Source organism: Chryseobacterium sp. RR2-3-20 (genome assembly GCF_017808115.1).
In the GTDB taxonomy this organism is placed as follows: Bacteria; Bacteroidota; Bacteroidia; order Flavobacteriales; family Weeksellaceae; genus Chryseobacterium; species Chryseobacterium oryzae.
The window spans coordinates 1-18,813 of sequence record NZ_JADQBD010000027.1 but is presented as its reverse complement, the minus strand read 5'-3'; the positions used below and the strand labels follow the sequence as shown (position 1 = coordinate 18,813).

Genomic DNA, 18,813 nt, shown 5'->3' with positions numbered 1-18,813 from the left:
AAATGAAATTCAATATAAAAAAAATCACGTTGATGACAGCCATAGCTGTTTTACTATTTGCTTTTTCTGCCTGTAAAAATGATAAGAAAGCAGAAGATAAATCTGCCGAAACCAAAACTGCAGGAAAAGAAGAAGCACCACACGAGGAAGAAACGCCAACCATTGCCACACTTACCGAAGAACAAATAAAAACGGTAGGCATACAATTAGGCACCATTGAACACAAGGAATTAACAGCAACCATCAAAGCAAACGGAAATCTGAAAGTTCCCAATAACAATAAAGCCAACGCCACTTCTTTGTATGGCGGTGTGATAAGAACACTGAAAGTTCAAATTGGAGATTATGTAAGAAAAGGTCAGGTTATTGCAACCATTGCCAATCCGCAGTTCATCCAATTGCAGGAAGAATATTTGAGTACAGCAAGCAGAATTACGTTTGCAGAACAGGAATTAGCAAGGCAAAAAGAACTGAATGAAGGCAATGCAGGTGCAAAGAAAAATCTGCAAAGTGCTACTGCCGAATTAACCAGTTTAAGAACCCGCAGAGCTTCCTTGCAACAGCAGATACAATTAATGGGCATCAATCCAGGTTCGGTATCAAACGGAAATTTAAAATCCGCATTGGTCGTAACCAGTCCGCTGAATGGTACGGTTAGCAACGTTTTTGCCAAAATTGGAAGTTATGTAGATGTTTCTTCGCCGGTTATCGAAATTGTAGATAACAGTTCATTGCATTTAGATTTACAGGTGTTTGAAAAAGATTTACCACAGGTAAAAGTTGGACAAACTATTCATTTTACTTTAACCAATAATCCTACTGCTGAGTATGATGCTACAGTTTTCAGCATTGGTTCATCCTTTGAAAACGAGAGCAAAACCATCGCCGTTCATTGTCGTGTAAATGGTAATAAAAGTGGTTTAATTGATGGAATGAACATCACTGGTATTGTCAGTCTTAGCAATGTAACAACTCCAGCTGTACCCAATGATGCGATTGTAAATGCCGATGGCAAATACTACATTTTTGTACAAACCGACAAAGAAGCAGAAGCCCATCACGAAGAAGGAGAAAAAGAAGGCAACCACAAAGAGGGCGAAGAAAAAGACCATAAAGAAGATAAAACGGCTAAGAATTTTGAAAAGGTAGAAGTGCTAAAAGGCGTATCTGATATGGGTTACACCGCAGTAACATTTGTAAATGAAATTCCTGCCAATGCAAAGATTGTAGTAAAAGGTGCGTTTTTCGTCAATGCAAAACTAAGCAATGCAGGTGGTCACGAACATTAAAAATTGAACGCTATGATTTGGCTAAAATTTTATTTGCCGGTGTATTTGGTGTTGTATATTATGGTAGCTTTTGTGCCACCATAATACCGAACCTACAAGCAAACTGGCATCAATCCCATAACTTTTGGCAAAACAGATATTGCACACGACTATATCGGTTTTGTGATGAAAGTATTGATAGCATTGCTTTTCGTTGCGGTATTCATCTATTCGTTCAGCGATAAAATGTATCAATATTTAGTACCGATTTCTAATTTAATGAAAGACGTGTTTTTAATCATTGCATTAATACTGATACACCTTTCATTACTATGGATTTCAGTAGCGCAATATCAAATGAGTAACAGTTGGCGCATTGGTATCGATGAAAATAACAAAACCGAATTAATCACAAAAGGATTATTCTCTTACAGCCGGAACCCGATTTTTTTAGGAATGATAATCAGTGTTGCAGGAATATTTTTTATACTACCCAATGCACTTACATTTTTCCTGATGCTTACTACCTATATCGTTATTCAAATTCAGATAAGACTGGAAGAAGAGTTTTTGGAAAAACAACACGGAGAACAATATTTAATTTATAAAAAAACAACTAAAAGACTACTCTAATGGAACACAAACATAAATACGATGCACAAGGCAAGCAAATTTGCTGTTCGCCACAGGAAGCAAAAATAAATGAAAAAGCCGATGAAAAATTGGTGCAGCAGGAAGGTGCCAAAGCCTTACCCGTTATTGAAGAAAAAACAAGAGAGCGCCACTTCAAAGGCGATGGTCATTTTCACGGTACAAGGTTCAAAGAAGAATTAGACCACGACCACAGCAACGAACATTCAGACGATGATGGACACGACCATAGCCACGATGAAAATAAGTCCACCCTTCAAATGTTCTTGCCTGCAATCATTTCATTCGTGCTATTGATGATTGCTATTGCTTTTGATAATTGGCTACCGCAATCCTGGTTTACAGGTTGGGTAAGAATTATTTGGTATGCAATAGCCTATTTACCTGTTGGATTTCCTGTAATTAAAGAAGCATTTGAGAGCATCCGCAAAAGCGATGTATTTTCAGAGTTTTTATTGATGAGCATTGCCACTATCGGAGCTTTCGCCATTGGCGAATATCCCGAAGGTGTTGCCGTTATGCTGTTTTACGCCGTTGGCGAAGTGTTCCAAACATTAGCCGTAACAAGAGCCAAAGCCAACATTAAAACCCTGCTCGACCAAAGACCCGATGAAGTAACGATTTTAGAAAATAACCAACCTAAAACTGTAAAAGCAGAAACCGTCAACATCGGCAATATCATTCAATTAAAACCCGGAGAAAAATTAGGATTGGATGGCGAATTGTTATCCGAAACTGCATCATTCAATACCGCCGCATTGACTGGAGAAAGCAAGCCAGACACCAAAACCAAAGGCGAAACTGTTTTAGCAGGAATGATAAATTTAAAGACCGTTGCACAGGTAAAAGTAACCACAGCATATACCGATAGCAAGCTCTCAAAGATTTTGGAATTGGTACAAAACGCTACTGCTCAAAAAGCACCAACAGAATTATTCATTCGAAAATTTGCAAAAATTTACACACCAATTGTGGTGTTATTGGCAGTGCTTATTACTGTAGTTCCTTACTTTTTTGTTGATGATTACTTGTTCAGTCAATGGCTATACAGAGCATTGGTTTTCCTTGTTATTTCTTGTCCTTGTGCTTTGGTTATAAGTATTCCTTTAGGATATTTTGGTGGAATTGGTGCCGCTTCTAAAAATGGAATTTTATTTAAAGGAAGCAATTTCTTAGACGCCATCGCTAATATCCAAAATGTAGTGATGGATAAAACAGGAACAATGACAGAAGGCGTTTTCAAAGTGCAAGAAGTAATATTAAAATCAGAATTTAGTAAAGACGAAATCTTGAAAATGGTCAACGCTTTGGAAAGTCAAAGCACGCATCCAGTTGCTACCGCAATCCATCAATATGTCGGCGAAATAGACCATTCTATAAAATTAGAAAATGTAGAAGAAATTGCGGGTCACGGATTAAAAGCTATCGTTAACGGAAAAGAGTTATTGGTAGGAAACTTTAAACTGATGGATAAGTTTAATATCGTTTATGATTTAGACCCAAGTACAATTGTGTACACCCTAATCGCCATAGCCTATGATGGAAAATTTGCAGGTTATATTACCATAGCAGACAGTATAAAAGAAGATGCACAACTAACCATTGATAAGTTAAAAGCCTTAGGTGTAAAAACAACAATGTTGAGTGGCGATAAAAGTACAGTAGTAAAGTTTGTTGCAGATAAATTGGGCATCAATAATGCCTTTGGCGATTTATTACCCGAAGACAAAGTAAATAAAGTAAAAGAAATAAAAACCAAAAACGAAACCGTAGCATTTGTTGGCGATGGAGTGAATGATGCGCCTGTAGTAGCTTTGAGCGACGTAGGTATGGCAATGGGCGGTTTAGGAAGTGATGCAACTATTGAAACTGCCGATGTAGTAATCCAAGATGACAAACCGAGTAAAATTCCGATGGCAATCAATATTGGTAAACAAACCAAGAAAATAGTGTGGCAAAACATCACATTGGCGTTTGTAGTAAAAGGTGTCGTATTAGTACTGGGCGCAGGTGGATTAGCTACAATGTGGGAAGCCGTTTTCGCAGATGTGGGAGTTGCATTATTGGCAATATTAAATGCGGTAAGGATACAGCGGATGAAATTTTAAGATTAGGTCATCCTAATGATGAATAAAACAGACAACGCGTAAGAAAGGCAAAAGTTATCAAAAAGTACCTCCGTACAAAAGATACGGAGCTTCTAAACCCTCAAATGTCAATTTGTCGAAGAAGAAGAAAAGACCTTCGCTCTTTATGATACTTTTTGGGATATTTTTAGCTCTGTGTCTTTTTGCTTTGATATACATAAAAATTAGACACTATTATATCTATCACTATCACTAAAAGTGGACTTATTAGTTCTGTATCCAGCAAAAACCAAAGTTCCAAAAGAGAAACCCGAAAATGCAAATTTCTTTCAAATATGACAGTATTTGGGCTTCTCTATTATTGTTTAAAAAATAGATTTAGGATAACGGATGGATAAATTTTATAACGAAACGCTGGCTAAGCTGGAAAACGAAATCAAAGAATTTGAGATTGAAGCAGACTGTTCGATAGAACGCATTGAAGCAGTTATACAACTTATTATCAAATGTTTATTCGACGTAAAAAAATATATTTTAAAAACAGGGTTCAGAAATGTTGATGAAGAAATCCGTTTTTTCAAATATCAAAAACCAACTATTGTTGCAAAACTCATCTACTATAATGCCATTTATAAAATTGAAACAAGAAAGCCCTATGGAGCAAAACGCATCAGGAAATATTTTACCAAAGAGCTGAAAAAGCTAAAAAGGTTCTTTGACAACAACCTTGATTTTTACAAGTATTACCGAAGCAATAATTCTTTCTTTGACGAACAATTTTTTGTACGTGGCAAGCACGATATAAGACTATGGTTAGACACTTTTTATTTTGAGGCAGACCATCGCTTTTCTACTTCGCACGATTATAAGGTTGCCAAGATAATTGCTAATGACCTGATACAGGTATATTTGGAAGACAGGTTAAATAACATCAACGTTAAAAAGGTTTCAGATAATTCGTTGATATGGACAGCAAGCAAAACTGCACTCACGGAACTCATTTATGCACTGTACTCCCACGGTGCATTTAACAATGGGAATACAGAAATAAAATTGATAGCCAAAACGTTTGAAGATGCCTTCAATATTGAGTTAAGCGACTTTTACCATACGTTTATGGAACTTAAAGCCCGCAAAATAAACCGAACGAAATTCCTTGACAATCTATGTGAAGCACTGATTAAAAAAATGGACGAACAAGACGAAAAACAGTAAACATATATGTACAACGCCTTTATTCCTCGTGACAAGAAGTCAAAGTAATTAAACTTAAATCGTAAATTTGTTTATTGCTTTTATATTAAATACAAAATGTGGGCAGAGAATAAATATGAATACACTCTTTATAAAAAATATGGTCTGTAACCGCTGCATTATAGTGGTGCAAAATGAATTGGAAAAACTCGGTTTAGGCATTAAGAATATAAAATTGGGCGAAGTAACCTTAGCACAAGAGATAACCCCTACAAAAAAAGATGCTTTGGTAAAAACTTTAGAGCCATTGGGATTTGAGATAATTGACGATAAAAAAAGTAGGATAATAGAGAAGATAAAGAACACTATCATTGACTTGGTACACCATCAAGATAATGATGTAAAAATCAATCTTTCAGATGTATTGAGCGATAAATTGCATCACGATTATAATTACCTGTCCAATCTGTTTTCAGAGGTAGAGGGTACTACTATTGAAAAATACTTTATTGCCCAAAAGGTTGAAAAAGTAAAAGAATTGCTGGTGTACGATGAGTTGTCTTTGAGTGAAATTGCTTTTCGTCTGAACTATTCGAGTGTATCCTACCTAAGCAATCAATTCAAAAAAGTAACAGGACTGACACCGAGCTATTTCAAACAGATAAAAGAAGATAAAAGAAAGCCATTGGATAAAGTGTAAATAAATTTTACAAATCAATTCCAAAATTTCACAATAGCACCCGTTGATATAATAGCCAATTTTGCATTGTTAATTAAAGCAAGCAGAATATGGCAACTAATAATAAAGAAACAATATACATTCCATTGGAGGATGTGGAAAGCGAACATTGTGCATTAATCGTTGAAAAAGGGTTGACACAAGTAAAAGGCATAGAAACCCACAAAGTAGAGCTAAATAACCGCAGGGCAGCTATTACAGTAGATAGCAATGAAACAGTAGGCGAAGCTGTTAAGGCAATTAAAGATTTAGGTTACGGAGTTCCTACGGTTAAAAGTGCTTTTCCGGTATTGGGCATGACCTGCGCATCCTGTGCGGGCAGTGCCGAAAGCATTGTTAAATACCAATCGGGAGTAGTTGATGCTTCCGTGAATTTTGCAACGGGTAATCTTACGGTAGAATATCTACCAAACATGACCAATGCTTCAACGCTGCAAAAAGCAGTACAAGGAGTTGGTTATGACTTATTGATTGAAGACGAAACCACACAGCAGGAAACGTTAGAAGCTATTCACACCGAGAAATTCAGGAAACTCAAAAACAAAACCATTTGGGCAATCATCCTCTCTTTGCCTGTGGTGGTAATCGGTATGTTCTTTATGGATATGCCTTATGCAAACCTGATAATGTGGCTTTTCTCAACTCCGGTACTTGTCTGGTTAGGAAAAGACTTTTTTATCAATGCGTGGAAGCAGGCAAAACATCGTTCTGCCAATATGGATACACTGGTTGCATTAAGTACTGGTATTGCTTACCTGTTCAGTGTATTCAATATGTTATTTGCAGACTTTTGGCATCAAAGAGGGCTACACTCTCACGTTTATTTTGAAGCCGCTGCCGTAATTATCGCATTTATCCTCTTGGGGAAACTGTTAGAGGAAAGAGCCAAAGGAAATACATCTTCAGCCATTAAAAAGCTAATGGGCTTACAGCCTAAAACGGTTATTGTGATAGAAGCTGATGGCACAGAAAGACAGAAGGCTATTGAAGATGTAAGTGCAGGTGATATTATACTCGTAAAGCCCGGCGAAAAAATTGCGGTGGATGGTATGGTAACATCAGGTAATTCCTATGTGGACGAAAGTATGCTAAGCGGTGAGCCTGTGCCTGTGTTGAAAAAGGAAAATGAAAAGGTATTTGCCGGAACGATTAACCAAAAAGGCAGCTTTCAATTTAAAGCGGTGAAAGTTGGCAAAGAAACCATGCTTGCACACATCATCAAAATGGTACAGGATGCACAGGGAAGCAAAGCTCCAGTACAGAAGCTGGTAGATAAGATTGCAGGCATCTTTGTTCCGGTAGTAATGGGTATTGCTATCCTTACATTTATCTTATGGTTGGTGTTAGGGGGCGAAAACGGAGTTGTGCAAGGCTTGCTGGCAGCCGTTACGGTATTGGTTATTGCCTGCCCTTGTGCTTTAGGCTTAGCGACCCCGACCGCCATTATGGTAGGCGTTGGCAAAGGTGCTGAAAACGGTATTTTGATTAAGGATGCGGAAAGCCTTGAACTGGCTAAAAAGATAAACGCAATTGTATTGGATAAAACCGGAACCATTACCGAGGGAAGACCACAAGTAACAGATATTGCCTGGCTGAACAATGACGATATGACCAAAAATATTTTATTAAGCATCGAAAAGCAATCGGAACATCCATTAGCGGAAGCAGTAGTAAAACATTTGAACGGAGCAGGAAACGCAACTTTATCATTGTTCGACAGCATTACAGGTAAAGGCGCAAAAGCAGACCATAACAACGAAACCTATTATGTAGGAAATAAAAAGCTATTGGCAGAAAACAACATCGCTATTGCTGACGAATTACAAAACAAAGCCGAAGAATGGGGCAAACAATCCCAAACCGTTATTTGGTTTGCAAACGGCAAACAGGCTCTGTCTGTAATTGCCATTTCCGATAAGATTAAAGAAACATCGGTGCAAGCTATCCGGGAAATGCAGGATATGGGTATAGACCTGTATATGCTGACCGGAGATAATGAAGCTACCGCTAAAGCCATTGCGGAGCAGACAGGCATCAAGCATTACAAAGCCGAAGTTTTGCCACAGCATAAAGCCGACTTTGTGAAAGAACTGCAAAGTAAAGGAAAGGTAGTGGCAATGGTGGGCGATGGTATCAACGACAGCACCGCATTGGCAACAGCCGATGTAAGTATCGCAATGGGCAAAGGCAGCGACATCGCAATGGACGTAGCCAAGATGACCATCATTTCGTCCGACCTGACCAAGATACCGCAGGCAATACGCTTGTCCAAACAGACCGTAGCCACCATCAAGCAAAACCTGTTCTGGGCGTTTATCTACAACGTAATCGGCATTCCGGTAGCGGCAGGCATCCTTTACCCTGTTAACGGCTTCCTGCTCAACCCGATGATTGCGGGTGCGGCAATGGCATTGAGCAGCGTGAGCGTGGTCAGTAACAGCCTGCGGTTGAAGTGGAAGAAATAAAACAGTAAATCTCACAAATCAAACAAGAAATTACACAACAATAACTAACTGAATAGTACGGAAATTTGCATTATCAGATAACTCTAAAATTTGTAAACAATGGAAAATAAACAATTTCAATTCAAGACGAACATCAATTGCGGCGGCTGTATCGCATCTGTAAAGCCGCACTTGGACAAGGCAGAGGGCATCTGCCATTGGGAAGTGGACACGGCCAACAAGGACAAGGTACTTACAGTGAAGTCCGAGGGCATTACCGAGCAGGAAGTAATATCGACCGTACAAAAGGCAGGCTTCAAAATAGAACCTTTGAATGCCTAAGCCAACTACATTTTGAAATGTCCTTTTTCCGACCGAATTTTCTGAAGGTTGGGTTGCTGAAAAAGGCATTTCATCAAATCCTGAAGAAAGAGGATGTCTTGTTGTGGTCGTAACATTGTTTGTTTGTATAGAGAAATTTTGCCTATATAGCAAAAAAAATTGTAAAAACAATATAAAAAACCAATCTTATTTGTAACTTTGTTGAGTTGAAAAATTATAGAATACATATAGGCATTTTGACACTCTTCTGTCTGGTTTTCTTTATGATACCAAGTCAGAGCTATGCCTGTTCCAAAAATTCAACAAAGACCGAACAGTCTTCCTGCTCAAAAGAGAAATCCAAAAAATCAGAACATAAAAAAGGTTGCAAGGGCAAATCCTGCAAAAAATGCAAAAGCGGCAACTGCGATGGTGGTTGTTCACATAGCTCTTGCAGATGCAGTGCTTCAACGACCTCCCTATACTTACCAATCCCAATCGAATTAAAAGCTAAAAATCCATTTGCTGAAGTTAAAAAGCAAAAATTAGGTTTCAAGGAAGCCTACTATTCTTCGGGATTTTTCTTCATTTGGCTACCTCCTAAAATAAGCTAAAACTATGGCCTGATAGCCATAGGTGTGCCTTGTCAAAAGCTATTCCGGCTTTTGCAAATCCCCTATTTGTACTATTTATTTTAAAATTCAAGGGAAATGGGTTTGCTAATACCCCTTTTCCGAAAATGTATATTATTATGAAATCATTATCAAAAATAGTGATGGTAATCGCCGTATTACTATCATCAATAAACGTGTTTGCACAAATCAAGAATGCGAAAACGGAAACCGTAAAGATTTACGGCAATTGTGGTATGTGCAAAACCACCATCGAAAAAGCAGGTAACGTAAAAAAGGTAGCCAGCGTGGACTGGAACAAAGATACCAAGATGGCTACGCTCACGTATGACGGCGACAAAACAAATCAGGATGAAATCCTGAAACGTATCGCTTTGGCTGGTTATGACAGTGAGAAGTTCCGTGCGCCGGATGACGTATATGCTAAACTGGCTGGTTGCTGCCAGTATGATAGACCAGTAAAGACGGTTGCCAAAAACAAGGAGGCGGGAATGGACATGAATGCCGGACATGGCAATCACGACCATAGCCAAATGGCAGCACCCGCTAACAAAGATGCAGCCCAAAACCAATCACAACTGAAAGCTGTATTTGACAACTACTTTTCAGTGAAAGACGCTTTGATAAAAATCGATGCGGCGACCGCATCTGCCAAAGCCGCTGAATTGGCTGCATCCCTTAAAGCAGTCGATATGAATAAGCTATCGGCAGAGGAACATACGGCTTGGATGAAAGTGATGCAGGACTTGACGGCCAATGCGGAAAGCATTTCAAAATCAAAAGATGTTGCAAAACAAAGAAGTGCTTTTGCGGCACTTTCGGGAAGCATCTACACACTTGCCAAAGTTTCTAAACAGGACACCCCCATTTATTACCAGCACTGCCCTATGTACAACGGAGGTAAGGGAGCCAATTGGCTAAGTAAAGAGAATGCTGTTAAAAACCCATATTACGGCTCACAGATGCTTACCTGCGGTAGTACCGTTGAAACCATTAAATAACAGGTCTGAAAGCTATGATACAGTACAATGACATGGTGCAGGCGCTTAAAGACCTAAGACAGCGTGGGTACAGTATGGACTTTAGTCTGTTGCCGGACTGCCTGTACTGTGCGTCAAGGAGCCTGAAACTAAAACCGGAAGATTTTACGGTTACGGAAACTCATAGGTTTGAAAGCCTCGACAGCAGTCCTGATAACAATGCCGTGATTTATGCCATATCGTCCAATGATGGTAAGAATAAAGGCGTACTTGTGGATGCCTATGGTGCTTATGCCGAAGAAATGACCCATGAGATGGCAAAAAAATTAAGTGCAACATAACTTTTAAAACCCCTTATTATGAAAAAATACACGTGTCCCATGCACCCGCAGGTGCTAAAAGACGAACCAGGCAAATGCCCGCTTTGTGGCATGGCACTGGTTCCCGTTGGCGGTAGCTCAGTTTCTCATGTACAAAAATCAGGACATGGGCATTCCGGGCATTCTCAACATGGCCATGCTGACGAAAACTTTAATAAACATGAGGGACATCATACAGGTGATTTCCTCACTCGTTTTTGGATAAGCCTTGTCATTACAATCCCTATACTGCTCCTGTCGCACATGATACAGCAATGGTTAGGTTTCTCGCTTGCTTTCAATGGCGATAAATATGTGTTGCTGGCATTGGGTACGGTGATTTATTGCTATGGAGGCTTACCATTCCTAAAGGGAATGATTGGCGAGGTGAAAGCCAAAGCCATAGGGATGATGACACTTGTTGCTATCGCCATATCCGTAGCCTATGTCTATTCCGTAGCCGTTGTATTTGGCTTGCAGGGTATGGATTTCTTTTGGGAACTGGCAACCCTAATTGACATCATGCTGTTAGGGCATTGGCTGGAAATGCGTTCCCAAATGGCTGCTTCACGGGCATTACAGTCATTGGTAGCGTTACTGCCCAACGATGTTACCGTGGAACGAGGCGGAGAAGCCGTAAAGATAAAGCTCGAAGACCTGCAAAGCGGTGAAACAGCTATCATAAAACCGGGTGAAAAAATTCCAGCCGATGGATTGGTACTGGAGGGGCTTTCGTATATCAACGAAAGTATGCTTACCGGAGAAAGTGTTCCCGTAAAAAAGGAAAAGGACGGAAAGGTCATCGCAGGCTCTATCAATGGTGATGGTGCGCTGAAAGTTAAGGTAACAGCCGTTGGAAAAGACAGCTACCTGAACAGGGTTATCAATCTTGTGCAGGAGGCACAAGCTACTAAGTCCAATACGCAAAACCTTGCGGACAAAGTTGCCAAATGGCTCACCTTTATTGCCATTGCCGTGGGCATAGGCACATTTGCCTATTGGTATGCTAGCAGTGGAGATATTGCCTTTGCGCTTGAAAGAATGGTGACGGTAATGGTAACGGCCTGCCCGCACGCATTGGGCGTGGCTATCCCGTTGGTAGTCGCCATTTCCACAACGCTTTCGGCGACCAATGGTCTGCTCATCCGCAACCGTACGGCATTTGAAACCACCCGCAAACTTTCCACCGTCATTTTTGATAAGACCGGAACGCTTACCAAAGGTTCCCATGCCGTAGAAAAGGTTATACCGTTAACGGATGAATACAATGCCGATGAGGTTATCCAGTATGCTGCCGCAGTACAGCAAAATTCGGAACACCATATCGCCAAAGGTATTATGGCTACATTGAAAGAAAAGAGCCTTGCCTTATGGAAGTCTGAAAACTTCAGCTATATGCAGGGCATAGGTGTTAAAGGTGTTGTGAACGGGAAAAATGTCGTAGCTGGCGGCCCGAATTATTTCACCGAAAACCACCTTTCCCTGCCTGAAATTCCAAACGAAATCAATCAGGAAGCAGAAACGGTCAACTTTGTCCTCATTGATGACCGGGTAATCGGCCTCATTACTTTGGCAGACAGCATCCGTGAGGGGTCGGCACAGGCGATTGAGGAACTCAAAAAAATGGGCATCAAGTCCTTTCTGCTCACCGGGGACAACGACAGGATTGCTGCTGCCGTAGCCGGAAAATTGGGTATGGACGGGTATTTGGCTAATGTGCTTCCGCACAACAAGCAGGAGAAAGTAAAGGAGTTTCAGGCAAAAGGCGAAATCGTAGCAATGACTGGTGATGGTGTAAATGATGCACCTGCACTGGCACAGGCAGATGTGGGCATAGCCGTGGGTTCCGGTACGGACGTGGCTGCCGAAACAGCGGATATCATATTGGTAGACAGCGACCCGAGGGATGTGGTCAAACTGATTGACTTCGGCAAACTTACCTACAAAAAGATGGTACAGAACCTGATATGGGCGGTTGGCTACAACGTGGTGGCAATACCGCTTGCGGCAGGCGTACTCTATCCGAATTTTGTTTTAAGTCCCGCTATGGGTGCTGTGCTGATGAGTGTAAGCACCATTGTAGTGGCTATTAATGCAAGTTTTTTAAAAATCAAAAAATAAATAAAAATGAAAAATCTAACATTATCAATCATTGCTGTTATCATGGCATTTGTAACAGTATCATGCAATCAGGCATCCAACAAAAACGAGCAGTCTTCAAATGATACTGCTGTTGTATCACAAGAACAGCCAGCTTCCCAACCAAAAGAGGATGATACGGTAGCTGCGCCCGCTGTGAGCGAAACACCGAGCGGTCAGGAAGCAAAAGGAAAAGAAGAAGCAAAAAACTTTTCTATTGCGCCCATAGTTACCGATTATCTGTCCTTAAAGAACGCCCTTGTTTCGGACGATGATAAAGCCGCCGCCAGTTCAGGGAAAAAGCTGTTAGCTACCCTGAATAAAGTGGACATGAAAGCCGTTCCTGCCGATAAGCACAAAAAGTACATGGACATAGCGGACGATGCTAAAGAACAAGCAGAACATATCGGGGAAAATGTCGGCAACATCCACCACCAGCGGGAACATTTGGCCTCGCTTGGCGAAGATTTGAAAGACCTGATTGATTTGTTCGGTACATCGCAAACATTGTATCAGGACCATTGCCCGATGTTCAATGACGGTAAGGGTGCTGTTTGGTTCAGCGAAAACAAGGAAATCAAAAACCCTTACTACGGTTCTAAAATGCTGACCTGCGGTAAGGTGGAAAAAACAATTAACAGCAAATAAAATTCAGGGTTATGGAAAATATGCAAAACAGTCACCATGCGGGTCATTCCTCGGAGCATGGCACGCACAATACAAAACATGCTTCGGCCATGTACAAACGCTTTGCGGTGATGGCTGTCGCAATGTTCGCAGTGATGTATTTTATCATGTACGCCATGATTGACGGGTGGCAGAACCTGATACCCAATATCAACAATTTGTACATGACCCTGCTGATGACCTCGGCAATGCTGCTTATCGAATTAGCGATAATGAAAGTAATGTACCCCAACAGGAAGATGAATTTGGCGATAGCCATCATCTCGGTTGCTGTTGGCATCTTTTCATGGTTTGGTATCAGGGAACAAATCAATGTCGGGGACAAGCAGTTTGCAAAGGGTATGATACCCCATCACGCAGCAGCCATATTGATGTCCGAAAAGGCAAAGCTGACCGACCCGGAACTGATACAGTTGCAAAAAAACATACTTGAAACCCAAGCGGAAGAAATTGAATTGATGAAGCGCAAGCTGAAAGAGTTTGAAGAAAGTAAATAATAAAATTTCAAAAAATAGTTTTAACATGAGCAAAATAATAATTTGCTTTATTTCCTCTTTAACTCTGCTATTCACCGCTTGCGGGCAGACAGGGTCAAATAAGGATGAAGCGGCACAGCATCATTCGCAGGCAACTCCGGCAAGCCACGAACATGATGTCCAAATAGGCGAATTGGTGCCATTGGATGAAGTCTGCATGGTAAATGATGCCTATATGGGCAAAAAGCAGTTTGAAGTAAAATTTGATGGTAAAACCTATTACGGATGTTGCGAAATGTGTAAGGAACGTATTCCAAAAGATGCGACCGTGCGGATGGCGATAGACCCCTATTCCCATAAGCAGGTAGACAAAGCTAATGCGGTGATTGCTGTGACAGGAAATAACGGTGAAGTTTCTTATTTTGAAAACAAGGAGAATTATGCCAAGTATGTGAAAAAACAGTAGACACAAAAAGATGAAGCCACAATAAAATAATTATGACCATAAAGAAGAAAATCATATTGGGGCTGGCTGTCGTCCTGATTGCCATACAGTTCTTTCAGCCCTTACGGAACCAGGCGGTTGAAGTGCCAGCCACCCATATCGAAAGAGTGTACGCCGTACCCCAAAATGTAAAGGCTATCCTTGTTCAGTCCTGTTATGACTGCCATAGCAACAATACCCATTATCCGTGGTACAGCCGTATCCAGCCCGGCGCATGGTACATGGCAGAGCATATAAAAAAGGGGAAAGAGGAACTCAACTTTAGCGAATTTGGCGACTATTCTGTCCGCAGGCAGCGAAACAAGTTCAGGGCTATGGCCGGGCAGGTTAAGGACGGGGAAATGCCGTTGTCATCATACACACTAATTCATCGCAATGCAGTATTGTCACCGGAGGATAAGCAGGTTTTGATAGCGTGGTTTAGCACAATGGAAGACAGCATTAAATAAAATTTTTCAAATCATGAACAGATATAATAAAATACCTATAAGAATTTTGCAAACAGTGCTGATACTGCTTTGCACGCAAACGCTGTTTGCACAGAGAGTGGTGCATTACGAGCTGTATGTAAAAGATACGCTTGTCAACTATGCAGGTAAGCAAAAAAGGGCAATTGCCGTAAACGGGCAAATCCCCATGCCCACCCTTACCTTTACCGAGGGCGACACTGCCGAAATAGTGGTGCACAACCAATTGAAAGAAAGCACATCACTTCACTGGCATGGTGTGTTCCTGCCCAATAAAGAAGACGGTGTGCCCTGGCTTACACAAAAACCCATCGCACCGGGCACAACCTACACCTACCGTTTTCCGATTATCCAGCATGGTACGCACTGGTACCATTCCCACTCAGGATTGCAGGAGCAGATTGGCATGTACGGAAGTTTTATCATGAAGAAAAGAAGCGATGATAAGACATTCAGAAAAGGAATTGATGATTTGCCGACCGTTCCAATTATATTAAGTGAGTGGACAAATCTTAACCCCGATAATATCAACCGTATGCTACACAATGCAAATGATTGGGCGGCCATTAAGAAAGGCGCAACACAATCATATGTTGAAGCTATTAAGGAGGGAAAATTAGGGGTAAAGGTAAAAAACGAGTGGAAGCGGATGCTGGCGATGGATGTCAGTGACGTTTACTATGATAAAATCCTAATAAATGGTAGCCATAGCACCGATTTGAAAACAATTGATGGTAAAAAGCTAAAAGCAGGCGACAAAGTCAGATTGCGTGTTTCCAATGGAGGGGCGTCTTCATATTTCTGGCTACGGTATGCTGGAGGAAAAATTACAGTAGTAGCGAATGATGGGAATGATGTTGAGCCTGTAGAGGTGGACAGGTTAATCATTGCCGTTTCTGAAACTTACGATATTGTAGTGACTATCCCTCAAGATGGTTTGGCTTACGAGTTCTTAGCAACAACCGAAGACAGGACACAATCTGCGAGTTACTTTATAGGTGATGGGGTCAAACAGCTTATTTCTCCACTCCCACGATTGAAGTATTTCGAGGGGATGAAGATGATGAACGATATGATGAAAATGAATGGCGATTTGGACGATATGGGCATGAAGATGAGCCTTAACCAAATGGACATGAATGTAGTGATGTATCCCGAAATTACCGGAGATGCAACAAAAAAAGCAGACCACAGTAAGCATGAGGGTATGGATATGGATAACGACGCTAACCGTTACAACGCTAATGCCTTGGGAGACATCAAAACATTAAATTATGCTATGTTGCAATCACCTTATAACACCTCTCTTCCAAATGATGCGCCTGTAAAAGAGTTGAAATTCACACTTACTGGCAACATGAACCGCTATGTATGGAGCATGGATAATAAAATACTTTCGGAAACTGACAAAATACCTGTAAAAAAAGGAGAAATTCTACGGATTACCATTTATAATAATTCAATGATGCGGCATCCAATGCATCTTCACGGATTTGATTTCAGGGTGATAAACGGAAAAGGCGAAAAATCGCCGCTTAAAAATGTGTTGGATATCATGCCTATGGAAACAGATACCATTGAGTTTTTAGCAAATGAGGAAGGTGATTGGTTCTTTCATTGCCATATATTATATCACATGATGGCGGGAATGAACAGGGTCTTTGAAGTTGGAGACTACAATAACCCCTATCTACCCGATAAGGCAAAAGCCTATAAAGAATTGCAAAGAGAAAGTAATATGCCTCATTTTATGGCACAAAACGATTTTGCAACCAATGGTAATGATGGAGAAGCTATGCTAATGAATGCACGCTACCAATTAGGAACAGAATGGCGTTTAGGTTACAATGATATGCACGGCTACGAGGTAGAAACACATTTAGGTAGGTATTTGGGCAGAATGCAATGGTTTATGCCATTCATAGGTTTTGACTGGCGTTACCGCAGACTCGGTATTGATGAGCACGAAAAGAATTTGTTTGGGCAAAGAAATGAGAAAGACACCCGCAGACAGTTTAGCTTAGGATTTATCTATACGCTGCCGATGCTGGTCAATTTTCAGGCAGAAGTATATCATGATGGAATTGTGAGATTGCAGTTAATGCGTGAAGATATACCAATTTCAAAAAGACTAAGAGGTGGTTTTATGGTGAATACCGACTTAGAGTATATGGGAGAACTTAGGTATATCATTAATAAGAATATAGGTATACGTACCCACTATGATAGCGATATGGGCTTTGGTGTGGGGCTGGCATTGACTTATTAAAATTAAATAACTAAGGGTTGTAAACTGCATAACCGTAAAAAAATATCGGTAAAAAAAAGGAGGTGATGCAGGTGTAATTCGCAAAGACTAACCTGCATCATACTACAACCCTTTAAAGTATGCAACAAAAATCTATCTATCGTTCCATCATCAATACGGTAGAGGTTGAATTTTTTTAAGCAGTAATTGCATCATAAGCTAATACGAACAGTGTTAGCTTTTCTTTATTAACCAATAATATATTACATCAAAATGAAGCGAATGGATAAATTTTACAATGAAACATATCTTAAATTGGAAACTGCAATCCAGGAACTGGAGATTGAAACCGACTGCCCCATAAAAAGAATTGAAGCCGTTATACACCATATCATACAAAGCCTTGCCGACTTAAAGGACTTTGTACTGAAAAATGACTTTAAGAATATGGAAGAAGAAATCCATTTTTTCAAGTATCAGAAACCTGTTATTGTTTCAAAGCTCATCTACTACAATGCCATCTATAAAATCGAAACAAGAAGACCCTAGGGGAACAAGCGTACCAAGAAATATTTTACCAAAGAACTGAAAAAGCTAAAAAGGTTCTTTGAAAACAACCTTGATTTTTACAAGTATTACCGCAGCAATAATTCTTTCGTTGACGAAAAATTCTTTGTGCGTGGCATGCACGATATAAGGCTGTGGTTAGACACATTTTATTTTGAAGCAGACCATCGTTTTTCTACTTCACACGATTATAAGGTTGCCAAGATTATTGCCAATGACCTGATACAAGTTTATTTGGAAGACAGGCTCAATAACATCAATGTGAAAAGGGGTTCGGACAATTCATTGAAATGGACGGCAAGTAAAACGGCACTGACTGAACTCATATATGCACTGTACTCCCACGGTGTATTTAACAATGGGAATACAGATATAAAATTGATTGCTAAAGCATTTGAAGATGCCTTTAATATTGAATTGGGCGATTTTTACCATACGTTTATGGAACTGAAAGCCCGTAAGATAAACCGAACCAAATTCCTTGACAGCCTGTGTGAAGCCCTAATAAAAAAAATGGACGAAAAGGACGAAAAGTAACGACTATTATAATACGCCACGAGGTGAATGAACGCCTTTTGTTCGTATAATGCTTTCCTGCACCTTTGGGGCTTCATTCTGCTTTTCTGCCTGCTCCGAAGCATCTTGTTTGGTTTCCGGCGTAATAGATAGCTGTATCTTTCTTTCTACGGCAGCCAGTTCCGTTTTAAGCTCACTCAATCGACTTTCCTTAGCCCAAGTACCGTTAACCACTTCCTGAAGTATCGGCAGGTCTTTTTGTATTTCAGCGATTTTCTCCTGCTCCTGCTTCACAAAGCCCGGCAGTTTTTCCAAAGCCCTTAAAAAATTCATTGCGGCGGTTTCGGGGTCTTTTGCCATCAGACCGTTATTGTAGGTGTACTTGATATTGCCCTCGCCAGTTATAAAAAATCTATTGACCCTTTCGAGTGTTGAACCCAAATCACGCAGTTGAAATTTTTTGAGATAAGTCTATGGGGTAATCCCAAATTCCGACGAACCATTTTCTGCGTTTTTTGGTGAGTGCAATCTTC

17 protein-coding genes and 1 pseudogene are annotated in these 18,813 nt (G+C 40.5%); 17 read left to right on the top strand and 1 reads right to left on the bottom strand.

What is annotated here, in order from left to right:
- Nucleotides 1-2: 2 nt before the first annotated feature.
- From IV513_RS08180 to IV513_RS08100, 17 genes and pseudogenes are all read left to right on the top strand, one after another.
- Nucleotides 3-1,289: an efflux RND transporter periplasmic adaptor subunit gene (locus IV513_RS08180; RefSeq protein WP_209390100.1), complete on the top strand. Its 1,287-nt coding sequence runs from the start codon at nt 3-5 to the stop codon at nt 1,287-1,289.
- A 165-nt stretch (nt 1,290-1,454) separates the two neighbouring features.
- Nucleotides 1,455-1,901 carry an isoprenylcysteine carboxylmethyltransferase family protein gene (locus IV513_RS08175; RefSeq protein WP_209390099.1) on the top strand — a complete coding sequence of 149 codons (447 nt, stop codon included), beginning with the start codon at nt 1,455-1,457 and terminating at the stop codon, nt 1,899-1,901.
- Complete coding sequence (locus IV513_RS08170) at nt 1,901-4,027, top strand: heavy metal translocating P-type ATPase (protein WP_209390098.1); 2,127 nt, start codon at nt 1,901-1,903, stop codon at nt 4,025-4,027. Before IV513_RS08175 ends, IV513_RS08170 begins: the two co-directional genes overlap by 1 nt.
- A 369-nt stretch (nt 4,028-4,396) precedes the next feature.
- Nucleotides 4,397-5,221: an RteC domain-containing protein gene (locus IV513_RS08165; protein ID WP_209390097.1), complete on the top strand. Its 825-nt coding sequence runs from the start codon at nt 4,397-4,399 to the stop codon at nt 5,219-5,221.
- A 115-nt stretch (nt 5,222-5,336) separates the two neighbouring features.
- Nucleotides 5,337-5,900 (top strand): AraC family transcriptional regulator, encoded by a 564-nt coding sequence (locus IV513_RS08160; RefSeq protein WP_070566701.1) that lies wholly within the window; start codon nt 5,337-5,339, stop codon nt 5,898-5,900.
- Nucleotides 5,901-5,989: 89 nt separating this feature from the next.
- Nucleotides 5,990-8,404: a heavy metal translocating P-type ATPase gene (locus IV513_RS08155; protein WP_209390096.1), complete on the top strand. Its 2,415-nt coding sequence runs from the start codon at nt 5,990-5,992 to the stop codon at nt 8,402-8,404.
- Between the two features lie 99 nt (nt 8,405-8,503).
- The gene (locus IV513_RS08150; protein WP_024566625.1) at nt 8,504-8,725 is read left to right on the top strand and encodes a heavy-metal-associated domain-containing protein; all 222 of its coding nucleotides are present in this window, start codon (nt 8,504-8,506) and stop codon (nt 8,723-8,725) included.
- Nucleotides 8,726-9,007: 282 nt separating this feature from the next.
- Nucleotides 9,008-9,211, top strand: coding sequence for a hypothetical protein (locus tag IV513_RS08145; RefSeq protein WP_024566626.1), 204 nt, complete (start codon nt 9,008-9,010; stop codon nt 9,209-9,211).
- A gap of 244 nt (nt 9,212-9,455) precedes the next feature.
- The gene (locus IV513_RS08140) at nt 9,456-10,337 is read left to right on the top strand and encodes a DUF3347 domain-containing protein (protein WP_209390109.1); all 882 of its coding nucleotides are present in this window, start codon (nt 9,456-9,458) and stop codon (nt 10,335-10,337) included.
- 14 nt (nt 10,338-10,351) lie between these two features.
- Nucleotides 10,352-10,657 carry a phosphoribosylpyrophosphate synthetase gene (locus IV513_RS08135; protein WP_209390095.1) on the top strand — a complete coding sequence of 102 codons (306 nt, stop codon included), beginning with the start codon at nt 10,352-10,354 and terminating at the stop codon, nt 10,655-10,657.
- A gap of 18 nt (nt 10,658-10,675) precedes the next feature.
- Complete coding sequence (locus IV513_RS08130; protein WP_262897337.1) at nt 10,676-12,796, top strand: heavy metal translocating P-type ATPase; 2,121 nt, start codon at nt 10,676-10,678, stop codon at nt 12,794-12,796.
- 6 nt (nt 12,797-12,802) lie between these two features.
- Nucleotides 12,803-13,462, top strand: a complete 660-nt coding sequence (locus IV513_RS08125) for a DUF3347 domain-containing protein (RefSeq protein ID WP_076390109.1) — start codon at nt 12,803-12,805, stop codon at nt 13,460-13,462.
- An 11-nt stretch (nt 13,463-13,473) separates the two neighbouring features.
- On the top strand, nt 13,474-13,998 hold the full coding sequence (locus tag IV513_RS08120; protein WP_209390094.1) for a DUF305 domain-containing protein: 525 nt from the start codon (nt 13,474-13,476) through the stop codon (nt 13,996-13,998).
- Nucleotides 13,999-14,023: 25 nt separating this feature from the next.
- Entirely contained in the window at nt 14,024-14,443 is a 420-nt protein-coding gene (locus IV513_RS08115; RefSeq protein WP_034735335.1) for a hypothetical protein, read from the top strand.
- A 32-nt stretch (nt 14,444-14,475) separates the two neighbouring features.
- Nucleotides 14,476-14,931: a heme-binding domain-containing protein gene (locus IV513_RS08110; RefSeq protein WP_070566710.1), complete on the top strand. Its 456-nt coding sequence runs from the start codon at nt 14,476-14,478 to the stop codon at nt 14,929-14,931.
- A 13-nt stretch (nt 14,932-14,944) separates the two neighbouring features.
- Nucleotides 14,945-17,218 (top strand): multicopper oxidase family protein, encoded by a 2,274-nt coding sequence (locus tag IV513_RS08105; protein WP_209390093.1) that lies wholly within the window; start codon nt 14,945-14,947, stop codon nt 17,216-17,218.
- A gap of 261 nt (nt 17,219-17,479) precedes the next feature.
- A pseudogene (locus IV513_RS08100) lies at nt 17,480-18,301 on the top strand (RteC domain-containing protein).
- A gap of 6 nt (nt 18,302-18,307) precedes the next feature.
- On the opposite strand, the gene IV513_RS08095 reads toward IV513_RS08100, so the two are convergent.
- Nucleotides 18,308-18,721 (bottom strand): hypothetical protein, encoded by a 414-nt coding sequence (locus IV513_RS08095; protein ID WP_317196409.1) that lies wholly within the window; start codon nt 18,719-18,721, stop codon nt 18,308-18,310.
- Nucleotides 18,722-18,813 lie beyond the last annotated feature (92 nt).

Bases quoted from the DNA above. Each gene is read 5' to 3' on its own strand.
- IV513_RS08180 (WP_209390100.1), top strand. From the start codon at position 3: ATGAAATTCAATATAAAAAAAATCACGTTGATGACAGCCATAGCTGTT.
- IV513_RS08175 (WP_209390099.1), top strand. From the start codon at position 1,455: ATGAAAGTATTGATAGCATTGCTTTTCGTTGCGGTATTCATCTATTCG.
- IV513_RS08170 (WP_209390098.1), top strand. From the start codon at position 1,901: ATGGAACACAAACATAAATACGATGCACAAGGCAAGCAAATTTGCTGT.
- IV513_RS08165 (WP_209390097.1), top strand. From the start codon at position 4,397: ATGGATAAATTTTATAACGAAACGCTGGCTAAGCTGGAAAACGAAATC.
- IV513_RS08160 (WP_070566701.1), top strand. From the start codon at position 5,337: ATGAATACACTCTTTATAAAAAATATGGTCTGTAACCGCTGCATTATA.
- IV513_RS08155 (WP_209390096.1), top strand. From the start codon at position 5,990: ATGGCAACTAATAATAAAGAAACAATATACATTCCATTGGAGGATGTG.
- IV513_RS08150 (WP_024566625.1), top strand. From the start codon at position 8,504: ATGGAAAATAAACAATTTCAATTCAAGACGAACATCAATTGCGGCGGC.
- IV513_RS08145 (WP_024566626.1), top strand. From the start codon at position 9,008: ATGCCTGTTCCAAAAATTCAACAAAGACCGAACAGTCTTCCTGCTCAA.
- IV513_RS08140 (WP_209390109.1), top strand. From the start codon at position 9,456: ATGAAATCATTATCAAAAATAGTGATGGTAATCGCCGTATTACTATCA.
- IV513_RS08135 (WP_209390095.1), top strand. From the start codon at position 10,352: ATGATACAGTACAATGACATGGTGCAGGCGCTTAAAGACCTAAGACAG.
- IV513_RS08130 (WP_262897337.1), top strand. From the start codon at position 10,676: ATGAAAAAATACACGTGTCCCATGCACCCGCAGGTGCTAAAAGACGAA.
- IV513_RS08125 (WP_076390109.1), top strand. From the start codon at position 12,803: ATGAAAAATCTAACATTATCAATCATTGCTGTTATCATGGCATTTGTA.
- IV513_RS08120 (WP_209390094.1), top strand. From the start codon at position 13,474: ATGGAAAATATGCAAAACAGTCACCATGCGGGTCATTCCTCGGAGCAT.
- IV513_RS08115 (WP_034735335.1), top strand. From the start codon at position 14,024: ATGAGCAAAATAATAATTTGCTTTATTTCCTCTTTAACTCTGCTATTC.
- IV513_RS08110 (WP_070566710.1), top strand. From the start codon at position 14,476: ATGACCATAAAGAAGAAAATCATATTGGGGCTGGCTGTCGTCCTGATT.
- IV513_RS08105 (WP_209390093.1), top strand. From the start codon at position 14,945: ATGAACAGATATAATAAAATACCTATAAGAATTTTGCAAACAGTGCTG.